This window comes from Ruegeria hyattellae (assembly GCF_041537925.1).
Taxonomy (GTDB): Bacteria; Pseudomonadota; Alphaproteobacteria; order Rhodobacterales; family Rhodobacteraceae; genus Ruegeria_C.
Map to the genome: position 1 here is coordinate 242,119 of NZ_JBGOSH010000003.1, position 16,019 is coordinate 258,137.

Annotated in this window: 13 protein-coding genes and 2 pseudogenes; 10 read left to right on the forward strand and 5 right to left on the reverse strand. The window is 53.8% G+C overall.

Features of this window, described 5'->3' with window-relative positions:
- Window positions 1-79: 79 nt before the first annotated feature.
- A complete protein-coding gene (locus AB1E33_RS08640) occupies window positions 80-733 on the forward strand; it encodes a GntR family transcriptional regulator (protein WP_372576864.1) in 654 nt (217 codons plus the stop codon).
- A gap of 165 nt (window positions 734-898) precedes the next feature.
- On the opposite strand, the gene AB1E33_RS08645 is transcribed toward AB1E33_RS08640, so the two are convergent.
- The gene (locus AB1E33_RS08645; RefSeq protein ID WP_372576865.1) at window positions 899-1,279 is read right to left on the reverse strand and encodes a transposase; all 381 of its coding nucleotides are present in this window, start codon (window positions 1,277-1,279) and stop codon (window positions 899-901) included.
- Window positions 1,280-1,705: 426 nt separating this feature from the next.
- Between AB1E33_RS08645 and AB1E33_RS08650 the strand changes: the two genes are divergently transcribed.
- Window positions 1,706-2,287: a methylenetetrahydrofolate reductase C-terminal domain-containing protein gene (locus tag AB1E33_RS08650; protein ID WP_372576866.1), complete on the forward strand. Its 582-nt coding sequence runs from the start codon at window positions 1,706-1,708 to the stop codon at window positions 2,285-2,287.
- Complete coding sequence (locus tag AB1E33_RS08655) at window positions 2,284-3,273, forward strand: methylenetetrahydrofolate reductase (protein WP_372576867.1); 990 nt, start codon at window positions 2,284-2,286, stop codon at window positions 3,271-3,273. Before AB1E33_RS08650 ends, AB1E33_RS08655 begins: the two co-directional genes overlap by 4 nt.
- Before the next feature lie 151 nt (window positions 3,274-3,424).
- Here the strand turns inward: AB1E33_RS08655 and AB1E33_RS08660 are convergent, their stop codons facing one another.
- From AB1E33_RS08660 to AB1E33_RS08675, 4 genes and pseudogenes are all read right to left on the reverse strand, one after another.
- Window positions 3,425-4,369 (reverse strand): glutathione S-transferase C-terminal domain-containing protein, encoded by a 945-nt coding sequence (locus tag AB1E33_RS08660; protein ID WP_372576868.1) that lies wholly within the window; start codon window positions 4,367-4,369, stop codon window positions 3,425-3,427.
- Window positions 4,370-4,492: 123 nt separating this feature from the next.
- Window positions 4,493-4,629: pseudogene (locus AB1E33_RS29590) on the reverse strand (IS6 family transposase); the annotation flags it as partial.
- A 465-nt stretch (window positions 4,630-5,094) separates the two neighbouring features.
- On the reverse strand, window positions 5,095-7,473 hold the full coding sequence (locus AB1E33_RS08670; RefSeq protein ID WP_372576869.1) for a molybdopterin-containing oxidoreductase family protein: 2,379 nt from the start codon (window positions 7,471-7,473) through the stop codon (window positions 5,095-5,097).
- Between the two features lie 276 nt (window positions 7,474-7,749).
- The gene (locus AB1E33_RS08675; RefSeq protein WP_372576870.1) at window positions 7,750-8,607 is read right to left on the reverse strand and encodes a LysR substrate-binding domain-containing protein; all 858 of its coding nucleotides are present in this window, start codon (window positions 8,605-8,607) and stop codon (window positions 7,750-7,752) included.
- An 85-nt stretch (window positions 8,608-8,692) separates the two neighbouring features.
- Between AB1E33_RS08675 and AB1E33_RS08680 the strand changes: the two genes are divergently transcribed.
- The 7 genes and pseudogenes from AB1E33_RS08680 to AB1E33_RS08710 all read left to right on the forward strand — a co-directional run bounded on the left by AB1E33_RS08680 (window position 8,693) and on the right by AB1E33_RS08710 (window position 15,985).
- A complete protein-coding gene (locus AB1E33_RS08680) occupies window positions 8,693-9,715 on the forward strand; it encodes a permease (protein WP_372576871.1) in 1,023 nt (340 codons plus the stop codon).
- A 1,075-nt stretch (window positions 9,716-10,790) separates the two neighbouring features.
- Complete coding sequence (locus AB1E33_RS08685) at window positions 10,791-11,450, forward strand: lipid-binding SYLF domain-containing protein (protein WP_372576872.1); 660 nt, start codon at window positions 10,791-10,793, stop codon at window positions 11,448-11,450.
- A 144-nt stretch (window positions 11,451-11,594) separates the two neighbouring features.
- Window positions 11,595-12,227: pseudogene (locus AB1E33_RS08690) on the forward strand (transposase).
- A gap of 110 nt (window positions 12,228-12,337) precedes the next feature.
- On the forward strand, window positions 12,338-12,664 hold the full coding sequence (locus AB1E33_RS08695; RefSeq protein ID WP_372576873.1) for a potassium channel family protein: 327 nt from the start codon (window positions 12,338-12,340) through the stop codon (window positions 12,662-12,664).
- A gap of 180 nt (window positions 12,665-12,844) precedes the next feature.
- Window positions 12,845-13,924: an AI-2E family transporter gene (locus AB1E33_RS08700; protein WP_372576874.1), complete on the forward strand. Its 1,080-nt coding sequence runs from the start codon at window positions 12,845-12,847 to the stop codon at window positions 13,922-13,924.
- Window positions 13,921-14,985, forward strand: coding sequence for an HlyD family secretion protein (locus tag AB1E33_RS08705; protein WP_372576875.1), 1,065 nt, complete (start codon window positions 13,921-13,923; stop codon window positions 14,983-14,985). The genes AB1E33_RS08700 and AB1E33_RS08705 overlap by 4 nt, the downstream gene beginning before the upstream one ends.
- Complete coding sequence (locus AB1E33_RS08710) at window positions 14,975-15,985, forward strand: DUF2955 domain-containing protein (protein ID WP_372576876.1); 1,011 nt, start codon at window positions 14,975-14,977, stop codon at window positions 15,983-15,985. The genes AB1E33_RS08705 and AB1E33_RS08710 overlap by 11 nt, the downstream gene beginning before the upstream one ends.
- Window positions 15,986-16,019: the final 34 nt, after the last annotated feature.

Genomic DNA, 16,019 nt, shown 5'->3' on the forward strand with positions numbered 1-16,019 from the left:
ACTGATGAAGTGACTGGTTGCCCAATCTGACCGTGATGATAGATTGACGGACAAAATCAGAGATATCGGATAGAATGCGATGGCAAAATCCTTGAACGAGGTCGGTGCGTCCACGTACCAACGCATCAAGCGTGATATCATCTTTGGCGACCTTGCCCCCAGTAAGAAGCTAAAACTGGACGGGCTGCGTCAAAGCTATTCCGCAAGTATGTCCACCCTGCGCGAAACCCTGAACCGCCTAGCCAGCGAAGGGTTTGTAGAGGCACAGGACCAGCGAGGGTTCTTCGTGACGCCTGTTTCGCGCGAAGATCTCATCGAAATCGCCGAACTTCGCGTGCTATTGGAATGCCATGCACTGCGCCTTTCGGTGAAAAATGGCGACACCGATTGGGAGGGCAACCTAGTTGCCGCGCATCACAAACTGCACCTGATGGAGCAGAAGATGCAGGGTGGCGACGACAGCCAGAAGGAAGGCTGGAAGCGCTATGACTGGGAATTCCACAAGGCACTGATCCAAGCTTGCGGATCAAGAAATCTGCTCTCGCTTCATGCCGTCCTTTACGACAAATACCTGCGTTACCAGATGCTCGTTCTGACCTATCGCGGAGAAGCGGCCGCAGAAGAACATCGTCACATGTTTGAGGCGGCGCTGAACCGGGATGTCGACCGGGCGGCGCAGGTTTTGCAACTGCATATCGAAAAAGGTCTAGAGCATACTCTCGCTGCTTTCTGACTTTGTCGAAACCTGAATTAGGTGGAAGTTCACGCAGTCTGGGCGCTTGTTGAACAGATCGGGCTGAAGGTGAGACGCGCCCTTTCCCGCCATGCATTTTTAATCCGGATGAGGCGACGATAGGAGAGATCGCGTCGCAAGAACGTCTCGTGTTCTGACGGATGTTCAAGCCATTGCTACGTAGCGAAAGCATTGAGAATTCTGCCCCGCAATGTCCAAACTCATTAGCCGCGCAATCGACCGCATGAAGCCCTGGGATTGCCGAAGAACCAGCTGAAAAACGACTCGCCACGTCAGACAAATCCCAATCGCCAGATCCGAATAACGGGCCTGTCCGTCACGTGAATTTCGGCGTTTCGCCGCCCAATTCTGTGCCACATCATCGGAAACCCAAACGGTCAAATCCACGTGCCACCTAGCTTGATTAGTAAGAGCGGAGAGGTTTGTTGAATTGAAAAATCCCGTATTCGCCCGCGTATCAGACGTTAGGCGCTCTTCTGTTGTGATAACTGTGGCAACGGGCGGTTTTGTCCGCGCTGCGATCATTCGCACCTAATGTGAGCTGAGTTGGGTGATTGCAGGCCGGTCGCAAATAATCTGGGTCAATTGCAAATAATCCGGGTTTGACCCGCTCGATAAACGCAAATACGTCGGGCCGAAAATCGCGATGATTGGAAGCCGAGCCGATTATGATTGCAGGTCGCAACATATAGGCCACCACACGCCGTGCGTCCGCAACCAAGCGACACGTCAGCCCCGCAGGTATTCAATATGACGAAATGCAACTTTTACGGCTCTGATGGAATGGACATCCCCTTTATCTCTCATCTGATAGGTTTTGGAGGTGGCAGCCATCAGGAGGTTAGCAAAATGGCGGATGTGGACCTTGCCGGCATAGATGTGTCAGCGCCAAATTGCGCATAGAAAATGTCCGACCCGTGCTAAGCTCAAGACTCTACAAGGAACAAATCTATGTACCGTGCCCGACTTTTTGTCATCCGCCGCGCGCGCACCTTTGAATGGATCTACAAGCGTGTCGAGCAGGCCATAGTGGCCCTGGACCCCATTTTTGCAAAAATTGGCTACGATCGTGTCGAGCGCCCGATTGCCCTTGTCGAAAAGGGCGTGAAGACACTTCTTTTTGATTGTAAAATGTGCGGCCAATGCGTGTTGTCCTCAACCGGCATGTCCTGTCCGATGAACTGTCCCAAACAGCTCCGCAATGGCCCTTGTGGTGGGGTGCGGCAAAGCGGGTACTGCGAGGTGAAGCCCGAAATGAAATGCGTTTGGACGCTGGGCTGGGAGGGGGCCAGCCACATGAAAGACGGGGCCGCGAAGATCAGGGAGGTTCTGCCACCTGTCGATCGCAGCCTGCAAGGTTCTTCCTCGTGGTTGCGCGTCAGCCGCGAAATAGCGGCACTGAACCGCGAGAAACGAGATGCGGCCCGCACCACTTTGGCTGAGGCCTTTCCAGGGGCACGATTGCAGGAGCCAAGTACAGCCCCACTGGCAGACGAGCCACCCAAGGCAACGACCACGCGGCGCGGCGCATGAGCGATATTTCAACCATCGAAAACACCCTGCTGCCCTATGCAAAGCCTCCCGAGGGGCATGTCTCTCACAGCCGGCTTGAGCGTGTATTGCGCTCAGGCCGCTTTGCCGTAACAGCCGAATTGAATCCACCTGACAGCGCAAACGCAGCAGATGTTTTCGATGCGGCCCAGCCCCTGGGAGAAGTCGTGGATGCGATCAATGCCACCGACGCATCGGGGGCCAACTGCCATATGTCCTCCATCGGCATCTGTGCTCTGTTGACTCGCGCCGGCTATTCCCCGGTCTACCAGATTTCCTGCCGTGACCGGAACCGCATCGCCATTCAAGGCGATGTTTTGGGGGCAGCTGCCCTGGGTGTTAGCAACGTGCTTTGCTTGACAGGCGATGGCGTGGGCGTGGGCGATCAACCCGGCGCGAAACCGGTGTTTGATTTTGATAGCCTCAACCTGTTGCGCACCTTGCGCACGATGCGCGACGACGGTGTGTTTCTGTCGGGGCGCAAACTGTCCAGCCCACCGCAGCTGTTCCTCGGGGCGGCAGAAAATCCGTGCATCCCACCCTATGAGTGGCGGGCAGACCGCCTCGCCAAAAAGGTTGAGGCCGGAGCCGATTTCATCCAGACCAACTACATTTTTGATATTCCCCTCTTTGAGGCATTCATGGAGCGCGTGCGTGATGCAGGCCTAGACAAGCGCGTGTTTATTATCGCCGGTGTCGGCCCTCTCGCCTCGGCCAAGGCGGCGCGGTGGATGCGCAGCAACGTGCCGGGCATTCACATCCCAGATGCCGTCATCGACAGGATGGAGGTGGCGCAAAATCCTTCGGATGAGGGCAAGAAAATATGCATCGAGCTGATCCAGCAGCTGCGCCAGATTGGGGGCATATCAGGCGTGCACATTATGGCATATCGGCGCGAACACCTTGTCTCTAGCATCATCCTTGAATCGGGTGTTCTGACAGGGCGGCGAAAGCTGAAGAAAGATTAGTTTGTCCGGTCGGTTGATCTTCGCCTGATACCATTGTGGGTTCCGAACCACCGACCACTTGTACAATTGCTGGGTTCTGCGCTTTTCAAATGCTATTAAGCTCTATTCTTGAGAAACCGCGAACCAACCTCGCACTTTTGGCGAATGGCTGCTAATCCAGCAGATCATCGCGGCGTTCCCAATCAATTTCGGGTTGCTGCCCGACAATGCCGAACGGATTGTGGCTACCATCGTTGACATAGTAACCAAACCGGATCTCGTCGAAATCCACGGTCTCCTTGACGCCGGGCATTTGGTAGATGCTACGTGTGAAACGCCAAAGCCTCGGATAATCGGTCAGTCTTTTTCGAGTACAGCGGAAATGCGTTGCATAGACCGTGTCGAAACGGACGAGGGTCGCGAACAGCCTTATGTCTGCTAACGTGACTTGGGAGCCAAATAGAAATGCCCGACCGTCCAGGCGGTCTTCGAGTGCATCCATTGTATGGAATACCGCATCGACCGCTTCGTCATATTCATCCTGTCTTTGGGACTTGCCCGCGCGATAGACGGCGTTGGAAAGGCCGTGAAAGATGAACTGGGTCAAATCCTCGATTTCATCGAGAAGTCCAGCGGGGCGCAGATTGATTTTATTCCCAACATCATCGAACGCCGCAATGATATCTGCAGAGGAATTTGACAGAATCTTGCAGGATTTTGCATCCCAAAGGATCGGTACGGTTGCACGCCCAGTAAATGTCGGGGCCGTCATCGTGTAGAACTGGTGAACGTGCTGGATCTCAGATCGGTCCGGGACCGGTCCACCAGCCAACAATCCATACCCTTCGACCCGCGGCCCACCGGCCCATTGTATTTCGATGCTGTCAGTCAGTTCAGCAAGCGTAAGAGCTAGGACTGCTCCGTGAGACCATGGACAACTTGCTGACGCTATCAGGAAAAACCGGTCGTGCGCGTCGGTCAGCTGTTTCAGCACATCGGCGTCGATAGAGGTTGGAAGCTTACTTGGTTCTCGACGGTAGGTTCCCGAAACCATCGACTGATCGGCCACCTCCTCCCATTTTCCGTCGACCAGCATTCCCATCTTTGCCTCGCCCATTACTATACGGCCAAAGGATAGGCCGAGGGCGCCAGAACTGAAAGCAATCGTCAGCGATCAAAGCACCTACGGGTTCTGTTGCGAAGTTTCAGCTGGCCGAAGAGATCTCGCCGTGGCTGCGGGTTAAGCGGCCAGTTCCGCGAATTGACGAATGGACAGACTCCGGGCGTGAATTGGCCTTTGCGGATCATGAGCGCCACTTCGATTCCGTCCAGCGTTGCCGGTGCTGAAGCGAAGGCTTTGAACCCTAGCATCGGTCTCCGCGGAGGTGTTGCGCCGCGTCAACAGGATTTACCGCTTCTTTGGTTGGGGTTCGATGCCTTTAGGGGCTATGGCAGGTGGGGCCATGTCTCTGTACTGGAACCAGACTTTGGCCGCGAAATTGCACTACGCTCGACATTCGTGTGTGCAGGACTCGCTTGCGTGAGTTTGCTTTCAAAGTCCTTGTTTACCGCCGCTACAAGCAGGGAAAGCACCCTAATCGCAGTTCTTGAGTTCACGACTCGCACCGTACTCAATAGTTTCGCCGCCGATCCTGTTTACGCACCGCATGGTCAAGCTCGCAAATCAGGAAGTGTCTCGAACTTCAACGTCATCGACGACACGGACATTTCGGTGCGATCCCTTATCTGAAGGCTGGTTAATTGAGAACTAGGATCAGGCTGAAAACAGCCCGATCCGCGCCTGGGTTAGGTCTTCATTGGAAAGGAAAGCAGTCAATTTCACTAAAGCGCTTCAATCTCACAGACATATGCGCGTAAAGGAACTGATCCACTGACTGGGTCCAACGCATCCTGACCGATCATCTGATTGAAGTTCGCTGTGTTTTCGCCCAATACGTCATAGCCTGGTGCGTCAAGTTCCGGGCAAGCTTGCCACCATCCGTGCTGACCACAGATCACCTTGGGATCAAGGGTTTTGTCCAGCCGTGCTCGGGCACGGGCATGGCCCTTGGGCGTTTTTACACGCACCCAATCACCAGCACTGATGTTTCGCGCTTCAGCAGCTTCTGGATGCATGTCGACTTGAGGCTCCAGTGCGCGACGGCGCAGGCTTGGCAATCCACGATGCTGGCTCTCACAGAAGAGTGAATCTTTGGTGCAGGTCAGGATCAATGGGTATCTCGCCGCCAGTTTCGGTTGGGCACAATGGCCTACCTGTGGTTCCTCATAGTCAGGTAACGGCGGATATCCGTGATCCATCAAGATTTCAGAATAGAATTCTACTTTCCCCGAAGGAGTATCAAATCCGCGCGGCACGCCGTCTTTGAGGGCCTGATACTTCTGGTAGGTCGTCTGCAACGGCACACGAATGCCTTCAGGAGTTGCGCGCAAGGCCTCTGGTGTCAATCCGCTAGGCGACAGCTGGTGGTGGTAGGCAGCATCGACATCACCGTCCCAGAACAGATCCCCCAGCCCAAGCTGGCAGGCCAGGTCAAAAACAATCTGGATGTCCGACCTTGCCTCACCTCGTGCCTCGACCAGTTGCTGGCGTAACTGAACAAGGGAACATGCGTCCTCGCTTACCTCAAATCCAATCTTCAACCCTTCGGACTCGAACGGGCTCGTCGTAGGCAGAACGATATCGGCAAGCTCGGCACTGGGGTTCATGAAAAGATCGATATGGACATTGAACTCAAGCGCCTTCAACGCCTCGTAACCACGCGCGCCATCTGCATGGGCCAGTAACAGGTTCGAGCCAAAGTTAATCATCGCCCGTATTTTGTAGGGTTTCTCGTCCAGAATGGCGTCGTAGATATCGGCCGAGGCGACAAAATCATATTTTGCCGGGCCAAGAGGCCTCTTGACCCGTCCCAAAGTCTTGTCCCGTTGCGCTGCCGACAGAAACTCGTCCCCTTGGATGTTGTTGGTCGGGACGGCGGGAAATTCTACATTGCCCCCCTTGGTATCGTAGTTGCCGGTCAACGCATACAACAGCCCAATGGATCGCGCACTCTGGGTTGCATTGGATTGCTGCTCAAGTCCTGACCAGGTCATGTAGGCAACAGGCCGCGATTGCCACATCATCTTGGCCGTCCGCGTGATTTCCGATGCCGCGACGCCGGTGATTTTCTCTACGTTATCTGGGGTATAGCGAGCGCAGATTTGCGCCCAAAGTGCAAAGACCGGGCGACAGGTCACTGGTCCATCCAAGGTTGCCACTTCGAATGAACCCGAGAGGGCATAGCTGCTGGTGTCGGCGCCATGTTCGCAGACCACTGGTTCCTTGGTTGCTCCAGACCAGACCATGTAGCTGTCAAACGGCTTGCCAACCGCCAAATCAGAAGCGCGTAACAACCGTTTGGTATCATCTCGAACCAGCATCGGTGCATTCGACCAGCTGCGCAAAAACGCTTGATCACACCAACCCGCTTGGATCATGACATTCGACAATCCCAACGCCAATGCTCCGTCGGTGCCTGGACGAACTTGCAACCAAGCGTCAGCCTGCCGCGCCAATCCCGCATTGCGCGGATCTACAACGATCAACTGTGCACCACGCTTTTTGGCCGCACTGGTTGCCGTGGCATGGGCAATCCGCGAGACCGTTGGATTGTAACCCCAGAACAGGATACAACCCGCGTTTTCCAGATCCGGCATTACTCCCGCGGGTAAAGCCGACCCAAATGAGTAAAGGTTGGCCAAATACCGGCCCCAACCGCACAGTTCCATTGAAATGGATTGGTTCGGGCTGCCGAAAGCTCGCCTTAACCGCCTGACCCATTCTACGGAATCAGACATGGCAGAGGTCGACGGGGACGCAGTATTGAAGACAACAGTCTCGGGGCCATGTTGATCGGAAAGACGCCTTAAATTGTCAGAGATTGTGCGCAATGCTTCGCCCCAGCTGATCCGTTGCCACCCAGGATCAGCAGCGCCTTTTGGCTGTGTGCGCTTCATCGGATATTCAAGCCGGTCCGGATGGTAGACCAATTCGGGGGCAACCTTGCCCTTGATACAGAGCGCCCGCCCCGTCGGATGTGAAGGATCCGCCGACAGCGATGTCAGCCGCCCGTCTTCAACGGTTGCTATTGCACCGCACCGCGATACACAAAGCGCGCAAAAACTGGATACCTCTTCTCGGACCTGTGTCGGTTCAAACATGAGTATTCGCTTTCGGCTGTTCGGTTCAGTCAAATTATTGACCGTTGACTGACGCTACCACAAATTGATGCCGTCTCCCCGTTTCCATCCGACTCAATTGAATTGCATTCGATGGCAACGTGGTAGCTTCTTGGGGCAAATAGACAAAAGCAGCCACTAGTGTGCATGCAACGAAAGCCGGTAATTCCCTCAGAGCAGACGCTCGCTAAGATTCAGCCAATGTCAGCACTAACCTCAACTTGCTCGTTCGCTGAAACCCGCGGCAGAGCTGTTTTCTTAATCCCCAGTTAGAAACGCAGTGCGGATAGCGGTTTTCATGGCATCCTGTGGCCCAGCTTCGCTTGAACTGGTTGCGGCCATCACCAGCTTCGAGGCGGGCGTATTTCCAAAGCCAAGTTTCTCCCCCACGACTGACAGCCCTGAATGTAGCGAGGTACGGCCCAGTAGTCCGACCGCAATCCCAGCTTCTACTGCTGCGATTACGCCAGAGACACTTTGGCTGGAATAGGCGATGCGATACGGTTTTCCGCGGTCTTTTAAGGAAGTGATTGCGACATCGCGCCACCAACAGGCGTGATCGAACAAGGCCACCGGTAAGCTTTCATCGGTTTGGAATTCCCGATGCGCGGCTGACACCCAGCATGTTGGGTCTGCAAACAACAGTTCTTCATGTTGTTCTGGTCGTTCTACTTCATAAACCGCAAGGTCCAGCGATCCCTTGTCGAGCGCGTCTGGGAAACCCGTGCTCAAAGCGCAGGTCACATCCAGTTCGACCTGTGGATGGTGACGGGTGAATGCTGCGATAATCTGCGCCAGCTTTGTTCGACCATGATCATCTGGAATGCCAATGCGTAGTTTACCCGTCACGGCAGTTTGGGAAATGTCCCGCAGTGCTGTGTCGAGGCGTGCGGTCACTTCCTGTGCAACGGGCAACAGCTGGCGACCGGTATCGCTTAGGGCCACCCCGCGCCCATGCCGCTCAAAAACGGGGTGGCCGAGGATGGATTCGAGACGTTTGATCTGGAGACTTGTGGCGGATTGGGATCTGTGGATACGGGCCGCGCCGCCCGTGACGCTTCCCGCTTCGGCTACAGCGACAAAGGTGCGCAGCAAATCGCTGTCTAAGTTTTCCATTCGATAATCCAATATCAGAAATTGATACTATTCGTTTCACACATGACTTATCAATCCCTATTTCTCAAGGTCAGAGGAGCGTCCTATGACCGATCAGACAATTGCCCGCCGACAATTAGGCAAAATCTATGTGGTATGGGGCCTGTGCCTGTTGCTGTTGGTCGGCATCGGTCTTGCTTGGCCGGAACACATCGCGAATGCCGCCAAGTTCGTCCTGTGGGGTCTCGTTGTCGTTGCCCCCATTGTCATTCCGGGCATCGTTCTTGCTGCGTGGATCATCGCAAGCGGAGCAGATGCACATATTGCCGGCGTGTTCGAGGGCAGGACGCTTCGTACAGTGATGGCGGCATCATTAATCGGGGCCATCACGCCGGTCTGTGGTGTCACAGTGCTACCGTTGATGGCTGGATTGTTGGCGGCGGGCGTGCCGCTCGCCCCGATCATGGCGTTTTGGTTGTCGTCCCCTATCACAGATCCTGCAATGCTCGCGACAACGGCAGCAACACTTGGCTTGAGCTTTGCGATTGGCAAAACACTCGCAGCGTTCGGGTTAGGTCTATTCGGTGGCGCAGTCACCGGACTATTTGCCAAGACGCCTTGGGCATTGAACGCACTTCGTGACAACGGTCTGGCGCGTCAACTGAGCGCTGCCCGATGTGGTAGAGACCAGACCTTCGATCCGCAGGTATGGAAAACCGAGGCGCGTCGGCGATCCTTTGCCAAGCAATTCTGGGCTACCGCTCGGCTGATCCTGATCTGCCTGGTCCCTGCCTTCGCGGCCGAATACGCCCTGAACGCTGCACTGACCCCGGGGGTGCTTGCGGCTTATGTTGGCGAGGATCAATGGTGGGCCATACCTGCTGCCGTCTTTGTGGGCGCTCCAGCCTATATCGATGGGTACGCTGCGCTCCCGCTGACGCGTGGACTGATTGACAATGGCATGTCCGAGGGCGCTGCCATGGCTTTTCTGATCTCGGGTGGTGTGGTCAGCATTTGGGGGGCGATAGCCATAGCGCCGGTACTCAAATTGAAGCCATTTCTGCTCTATCTTCTGCTTGCCGTTCTCGGCTCACTTGCGGCGGGATATGTTTTTGGGCGGATAATCTGATAACGCATAAGAACCGGAGCGGACACCGGCTAAGGTCAATTCCCGTCCGTATCTCGACCACAGACCCATAGCTGAGGCAAACGACGGCCCCCGGTTCGTCCGGCTGAACCAGCTCTTGCACCTAACGACTTTCCACAGAAATTGAGCTGCTGCCACTGGATTCCAACTCCGCGACCTACCCCAAGCCCGGGAACGAGCTGCGTCCTTCATATTAGGGCTGAAGTTTGCCAATCAGCATTCTTCTTTGATTGAGCATCAATGCGTCAAAGTTGTCGGAATGACACTACATCTGCCATCAAAAGAGCGCGTATTTTTAGTCGCGCAAACTTATGGGCAAATCGTGCAAACTTATGCGCAAATGTCGCACGAGTTTATGGGCGAACGCACCCAATTCTTCTGAATAAATCAATGAAGGCAACGCATCCTTTTGATGCGCACCTACAAGTTCTGTAGGGAAGGATATTAACCTGCGATCGCCCCAATAAGATTGCACAGTTTGCTCGAGAGACAGTTTGTTTTCCCTGAAGTGTTGTCTTGGTGGAGTCGAACTCACCCATGGGCGGATCAGCAAGAATAGCGCGGTGAATGTCGGTTGGATCAAGGATTGCGTTTAAGGCTCACCGATGATTACCAGCGCTACTATTTGTTTGAGGCGGGTTTATACAACACATTCCAGATTGTTTAAATTGCAGAATTCTGCCCTGAGTGGACCTTCGAGCACTGCTCAACCATTAGCAGCAATGCGGAGTTTTCTGCCTTTTTGCCGGCGCGGCTTTCGCTTACGCAGAAAACCTTTGCAGGCGCGACGAGGCGTTTGCGGAAACGCTGCGGGTTTCGCCGAACCGGTCATTGAACCCAGCAATGAGGCACCATAACCATAACGCCCTTTCGCTGCATGGCACATGAACTGGAATGGGGCGGGACTCTTCTACCTTTCGCTGCGGTCGCATGAGTTCGCTGTTGGCCAACGAAGAATCCGTCTGTACGATTAACAATCAAGTTCACCGCAATTGCGAAACGAAGGCTGCTTGCATGTCGACGCACCCAACCCTGTCTGAAAAAAGGCGATGATATCGTGAAAAAAATCTTGCTTCTTTTGCTAGCAATAAGTGCCGGTAGTGCAAATGCCGAAGGCCTTCTGGATAACCTGAAGAAGGGCGCAGGCAAAGTCGGCGAAGTCGGCAAAAAAGGTGTTGATGCAGTTGATAACGCCATCGGATCGACCAGCGAGCTGGTCAAAGACGAAGAGACACCGGAGGCGACCAGAACCAAACTCGACCGTATGACAGATGAGGTTCTAGCCCGTTTGATTGACGAGAACCCGGAGGCTGCCCGGGCATTGGAGATGAGTGCCGGGTATGCTGCTTTCGATATGCGGCGAATTTCCATATTTCCGCTCTCTGCCGGATATGGCCGCGGGGTTGCCGTGTCTCTTCCGGAAGGGGCCCACACTTACATGCAAATGGGGACCGGAGGAGCCGGTGCCGCATTCGGAATTGGCGGCTTTGAATCCCAGTTCGTCATCATGTTCGAGACGCCAGTCGATTTCCAGCGCTTTGTAGAAAACGGATATGATGCTTCGGCAGATGCGGGCGCAATGCAAGGCAACGAACGAACGACGGCTGAAGTCAGTTTCTCAAATGGGCGGATGTTCTTCGTACTGAGCAAGACAGGGTGGCGCGTTAACGCAAATGCTTCAGGCACGAAATATTGGAAAGACAAAGATCTCAATTGAGCACGGGCTCCAAACTCAGATCATGATTGCTGCACCTGCGAGTCCCACAGCCGGAGCACTTCTGGTATTGGTTCAATTTAGGGTTCAGACCCATTGATTTCCGCAGAACTACCTGTTTCACGGTTCGAACAACGAGCAGTGAACATGTCTGATCTCTACTGGCTGACAGACGCGCAGATGGCACGTCAGGAACCCTAATTCCCCAAATCCCATGGTCGGCCACGTGTTGATGACAGACGTGTGCCGAGTGGTTTTATCTTCATCAATCGTAATGGCTTACGATGGCGTGATGCGCCCAAAGGATATGGCCACATAAGACGCTATATAACCGCTGGAAACGGTGGAGCGACAAATGTGTCTTTGCCCCAATCATGATAGGGCTGGCCGTCGAACACGGAACTTCATGCCACTTGCAACGGCCAGGGACGGCCCATCAGCTTCTTTGTCACCGCTGGGCAGGTCAGCGATTACATCGGCGCACGGGCACTGCTGAGCAGCTTGCCATAGGTCGAATGGTTCCTTGGGGCTCGCGGCTATGACGCTGACTGGTTCCGAGAAGCCCTGCAAGACAAGGGCAAAAAGCCATGTACCCCAGATCGAAAGTCCCGCTCTAAAGCTGTGCTATGCAACAAGCACCGGTACAAACGGCATAACCCCATCGAGATCATGTTCGGCAGGCTCAAGGATTGGCGACGCGTCGCAACCCGATACGACGGAAGTCCCAAGGTCTTCCTGTCAGGAGTCGCACTCGCCGCAACGGTTATCTATTGCTTATGAGACCTGAGCCTTAGAAAAATACGCTTTGAATGCCGGCTATGGCTGACAATCAACATATTGAGTTTATTGAAAATATGATAACAGTGAACTCGGCAATATGAGAGGGCACGATGAACTCATTGACCAGAATAACAAGAGGGATAGGCGTCGCGCTCAAGGATGGCAGGGTCAAGAGCATTCTAGCTTTTACCGTTGGCATGATCTTTTGGGCATCAGCTTTTTACCACTACGTCGAGGGATGGAGCTGGTTGGACTCAGCCTATTTTTCAGTCGTGACGATTTCGACAGTCGGGTTTGGTGATTTTTCACCGGAAACTGCCGCGGGCAAGATTTTTACGATGATATACATCATCGTCGGTCTTGGAGTTTTCGTGACAGCAGCGACTACAGTTGCGGACGCAATCCTCTCTCAAAGCGACGACGATTCAGGCAAGTAGGTAACATCATTTTCTAGCGTGAAAATAGCTGCGGCCAGCGTGTTGTCGTCACGTTGTGAATTTTGCGCTCTGGGTTTTTAACTATATTTCAGACAGATGGGCTCTGTCTGGCACTGAAAAAATATATACATCGTGTTTTTTGAGTGTAACATTCTCCAAACACAACTTTGGAGGGATGGAATGGAAAAGACCCAGGATGCCAAGATCGTCGATCTCGCAATACGATTACTTTTCCTCGGGCTTTTCCTTTACAGCGCGCTGGTTATGGTCGCCCCACTTGCTAGTGTGGTCATTTGGGCGACAATTCTCTGCGTTGCGCTGTACCCAATATTCGACTGGCTTCAAAGCAAGTTGGGAGGGCGCAAATCAATAGCCACGACGATCATAGTTTTGTTGGGTTTGGTACTGACATTAGGTCCGATTGCAACCGCAGTCTCGGGAGCGGCCGAGCTTGGATCGGAATTTGCTGAACAGGCCAACAGCGGAGAATTGAAAATTCCGCCCGCCCCAGAAGGCATCAAGGAATTGCCGTTGGTCGGAAGCAAGATCGCAGACGTCTGGACCATGTTTGAACGGAACCTTGATGGTGCACTTGCGAAGTACGGGGCGCAAATTCTGGAGATTACCAAGTCACTCTTCGGGAAGGTTCTGGGAATAGGTATTGGCCTGCTTGGGCTTGCGCTATCCGTGATAATCATGGGTGCGCTTTTCAGCCCCGGCCCACAATTGGTCCAAGGGCTTCAGAGGTTTGCCAATCGCGTGTTTGCACCACGCGGCGGTGAATTTATCAATCTGGCCGGCGCCACGATCCGCAATGTGACCAAGGGCGTGATTGGGGTTGCCGCTATCCAAGCCTTTGTTGTTTGGGTTTTGTTAGCGGTTTTTGGAATATCATCAGCCGCGACGCTCGCTTTCGTTTGCCTGATATTGTCGATTATTCAGATTGGGCCGGGCTTGGTTCTGCTCCCCGTGATTATATACGCTTGGAGTACTATGTCCGGAGGAGTGGCCTTGGTTTTCACTGTCCTTGCTGTCCCGACAATGATCATGGACAGTTTCCTACGCCCGGTGTTTATCTCCAAGGGTTTGGAAACACCCATGCTGGTTATTCTCATCGGTGTCCTTGGTGGCATGATGGCCTATGGCCTGATAGGCATTTTCATGGGGCCGGTATTGTTCGCGGTTTTCTATGAATTGTTCAAGGTCTGGATCGACGCTTCGCCCGAGACCGCAGAGACTGCCGACGGAGCAGCGGAATGAGAAAAACGATTTGGATCACATTCGCGATCATTCTCGTTTTTCTTATCTGGTATCTAGTGGCAGATCGGAAAACACCGTTCACGGGCAATGCGAGAGTAAAGGCCGTCGCCACACAAATTGTTCCACAGGTGACCGGAACCGTCACCGAAGTCCTGGTGGAAAACGGTCAGATCGTAACCGCAGGTGACGTCCTTGTACGGATTGACAGACGGCCATACGAGATCGACCGGGCCAAGGCGGAAGCTGATCTTGAAGCCGCAACACAAGAGGTCGGGGCGTCGTCCGCAGAGGTAAGTGCCGCTCAAGCAAAACTGGCCCGCGCGCAAAGTGATCTGGATACGATCCGCCTTCAGACTGAACGCGTTTTTGCACTCGAAAAGAAAGGTTTGATAGCCGTTTCCCGCGCCGACGATGCACGCGGGCAATTGGCCGAGTCGGAGGCCAACCTGGAAAATGCCAAGGCCGATCTTGAAAAGGCCAAGCAGAGGCTAGGCGATGAAGGACTGGAAAATCCGAAAATTCAGCGGGCGCTGGCGGCCTTGGCTGATGCGGAACTAGACCTTGAATGGACAGAGCTGCGAGCTCCTGCAACGGGTGTGATTTCAAACTTGGTGATTGCGCCGGGAACTTACGCGCGTTCTGGTCAGGACCTTTTGACTTTCCTGGATGCAACGGATGTCTGGATCGAGGCCTATTTTACCGAAAACAACCTTGGCAGGGCAGCTGTGGGCTCGCCTGTAGACGTTGTACTGGACATGCACCCGGGCCAGATTATTCCCGGCGTCATCGAGAGCTTTAGTGCCGCAGTGTCTTTAAGTGGTGGGGACGAGCCAGGCCAACTGGCAAGCCCTCCAAGCACCAAAGGGTTTTTACGTGAACCAGAGCGGTTCCCGGTGCGGATCGTTTTGCCGGGGTATGAAGCCGGGAGCACCGAGGACGACCTTCGTTTTCAGTTGAACGGGCAAGCTGATGTCATCATGTACCTCAGTGAAAATTCCTTATTGAATCTTGTTGGCCGCACGTACATTCGCGCGGTTTCTGTTCTGTCTTATGCGTATTGAAGACCGTCACTCAATTCTTCGGTTAGCTATTGGCGTCACCGGTTTATTTTCGCTGGGTTTACTTCTGGGTTGGCCGCTTGCTGTTGTAGGCGCTGTGTTTGCAGCCCTGTTCCTTCAGGCACCTGCGGCTTTGCCGTTAGCGGCGTTTGGCAAGCTGTTCATGTTTTCGATTGGGCTGATGTTCATCTCGTTTCTGCTGTCATCGATCTTCGCCCCTTACCCGGTTGTTTTTCTGATTATGGTCGCCATCGGAATAGTCCTGTCATTTGTGTGGTCCGTCTCTGGCGCGGGGGTTTTACCCGGTGTTATCGCGTTAATGGGTGCCTTGATGATCCCGAACCTCGTGCTGCAATCTCAGGATTTGGCCTTGGTGTTGGTGTTCTGGATCCCATTGAATTTGTTATTTGCAGGTTTTGCATCGACGTTAATGTTTGTACTCATACCTGCGCAGCCGCCGGCTGATGCAAAGCCCAAAGGTACGCCAAAGCAGGACTTTGATCCGCAAAGGCGCATTGTTAGAATGTCCTTGGTCACGGTTCCATTTGCATTGGCATTCTTCGTTTCCGGGGCTTCGGCCTTACTTGTGTTGTTTTTTGTTGCGCTTCTAAGCCAACAGCTTGCAGCGATGCCCGCGGCGGGAAAAACTGTTGCGAAGGCCATGTTAACTGCAAATCTGCTTGGCGCTGCGGTATCCATTATCTGCTATGAGATTAACGTCATCGCTCCGATTATCCTTACTCCAATCCTTCTGTGCTTTTTCTTCTGTCTGACCCTCGGCACGCTCGGGAAATCCCAGGTTCCATTGGCCGCCGCCGCAGGATCGGCCATTACAACAGCTTTGATCGTGTATGGCGGGTCAATTGCACCTTTCTCAGACGAAGCGGACGTCAAAAGTATTACACGTGTTTTGCAAGTCGCCAGCGCGGCAATCTTTGTGATAGTCGCATATATAGTGGTCGATGAGTTCTGGCCGGAAAGAAAACGACAAAGTGTTTATTGATAGTTCAATACTTACGAATGGACCAATTTCGTCT

What these genes read in the sequence shown, in the direction of transcription:
- AB1E33_RS08645 (WP_372576865.1), bottom strand. Translation starts at nt 1,279, where the DNA reads ATGATCGCAGCGCGGACAAAACCGCCCGTTGCCACAGTTATCACAACA.
- AB1E33_RS08670 (WP_372576869.1), bottom strand. Translation starts at nt 7,473, where the DNA reads ATGTTTGAACCGACACAGGTCCGAGAAGAGGTATCCAGTTTTTGCGCG.
- AB1E33_RS08660 (WP_372576868.1), bottom strand. Translation starts at nt 4,369, where the DNA reads ATGGGCGAGGCAAAGATGGGAATGCTGGTCGACGGAAAATGGGAGGAG.
- AB1E33_RS08700 (WP_372576874.1), top strand. Translation starts at nt 12,845, where the DNA reads ATGGAAAAGACCCAGGATGCCAAGATCGTCGATCTCGCAATACGATTA.
- AB1E33_RS08710 (WP_372576876.1), top strand. Translation starts at nt 14,975, where the DNA reads ATGCGTATTGAAGACCGTCACTCAATTCTTCGGTTAGCTATTGGCGTC.
- AB1E33_RS08650 (WP_372576866.1), top strand. Translation starts at nt 1,706, where the DNA reads ATGTACCGTGCCCGACTTTTTGTCATCCGCCGCGCGCGCACCTTTGAA.
- AB1E33_RS08675 (WP_372576870.1), bottom strand. Translation starts at nt 8,607, where the DNA reads ATGGAAAACTTAGACAGCGATTTGCTGCGCACCTTTGTCGCTGTAGCC.
- AB1E33_RS08655 (WP_372576867.1), top strand. Translation starts at nt 2,284, where the DNA reads ATGAGCGATATTTCAACCATCGAAAACACCCTGCTGCCCTATGCAAAG.
- AB1E33_RS08680 (WP_372576871.1), top strand. Translation starts at nt 8,693, where the DNA reads ATGACCGATCAGACAATTGCCCGCCGACAATTAGGCAAAATCTATGTG.
- AB1E33_RS08640 (WP_372576864.1), top strand. Translation starts at nt 80, where the DNA reads ATGGCAAAATCCTTGAACGAGGTCGGTGCGTCCACGTACCAACGCATC.
- AB1E33_RS08695 (WP_372576873.1), top strand. Translation starts at nt 12,338, where the DNA reads ATGAACTCATTGACCAGAATAACAAGAGGGATAGGCGTCGCGCTCAAG.
- AB1E33_RS08705 (WP_372576875.1), top strand. Translation starts at nt 13,921, where the DNA reads ATGAGAAAAACGATTTGGATCACATTCGCGATCATTCTCGTTTTTCTT.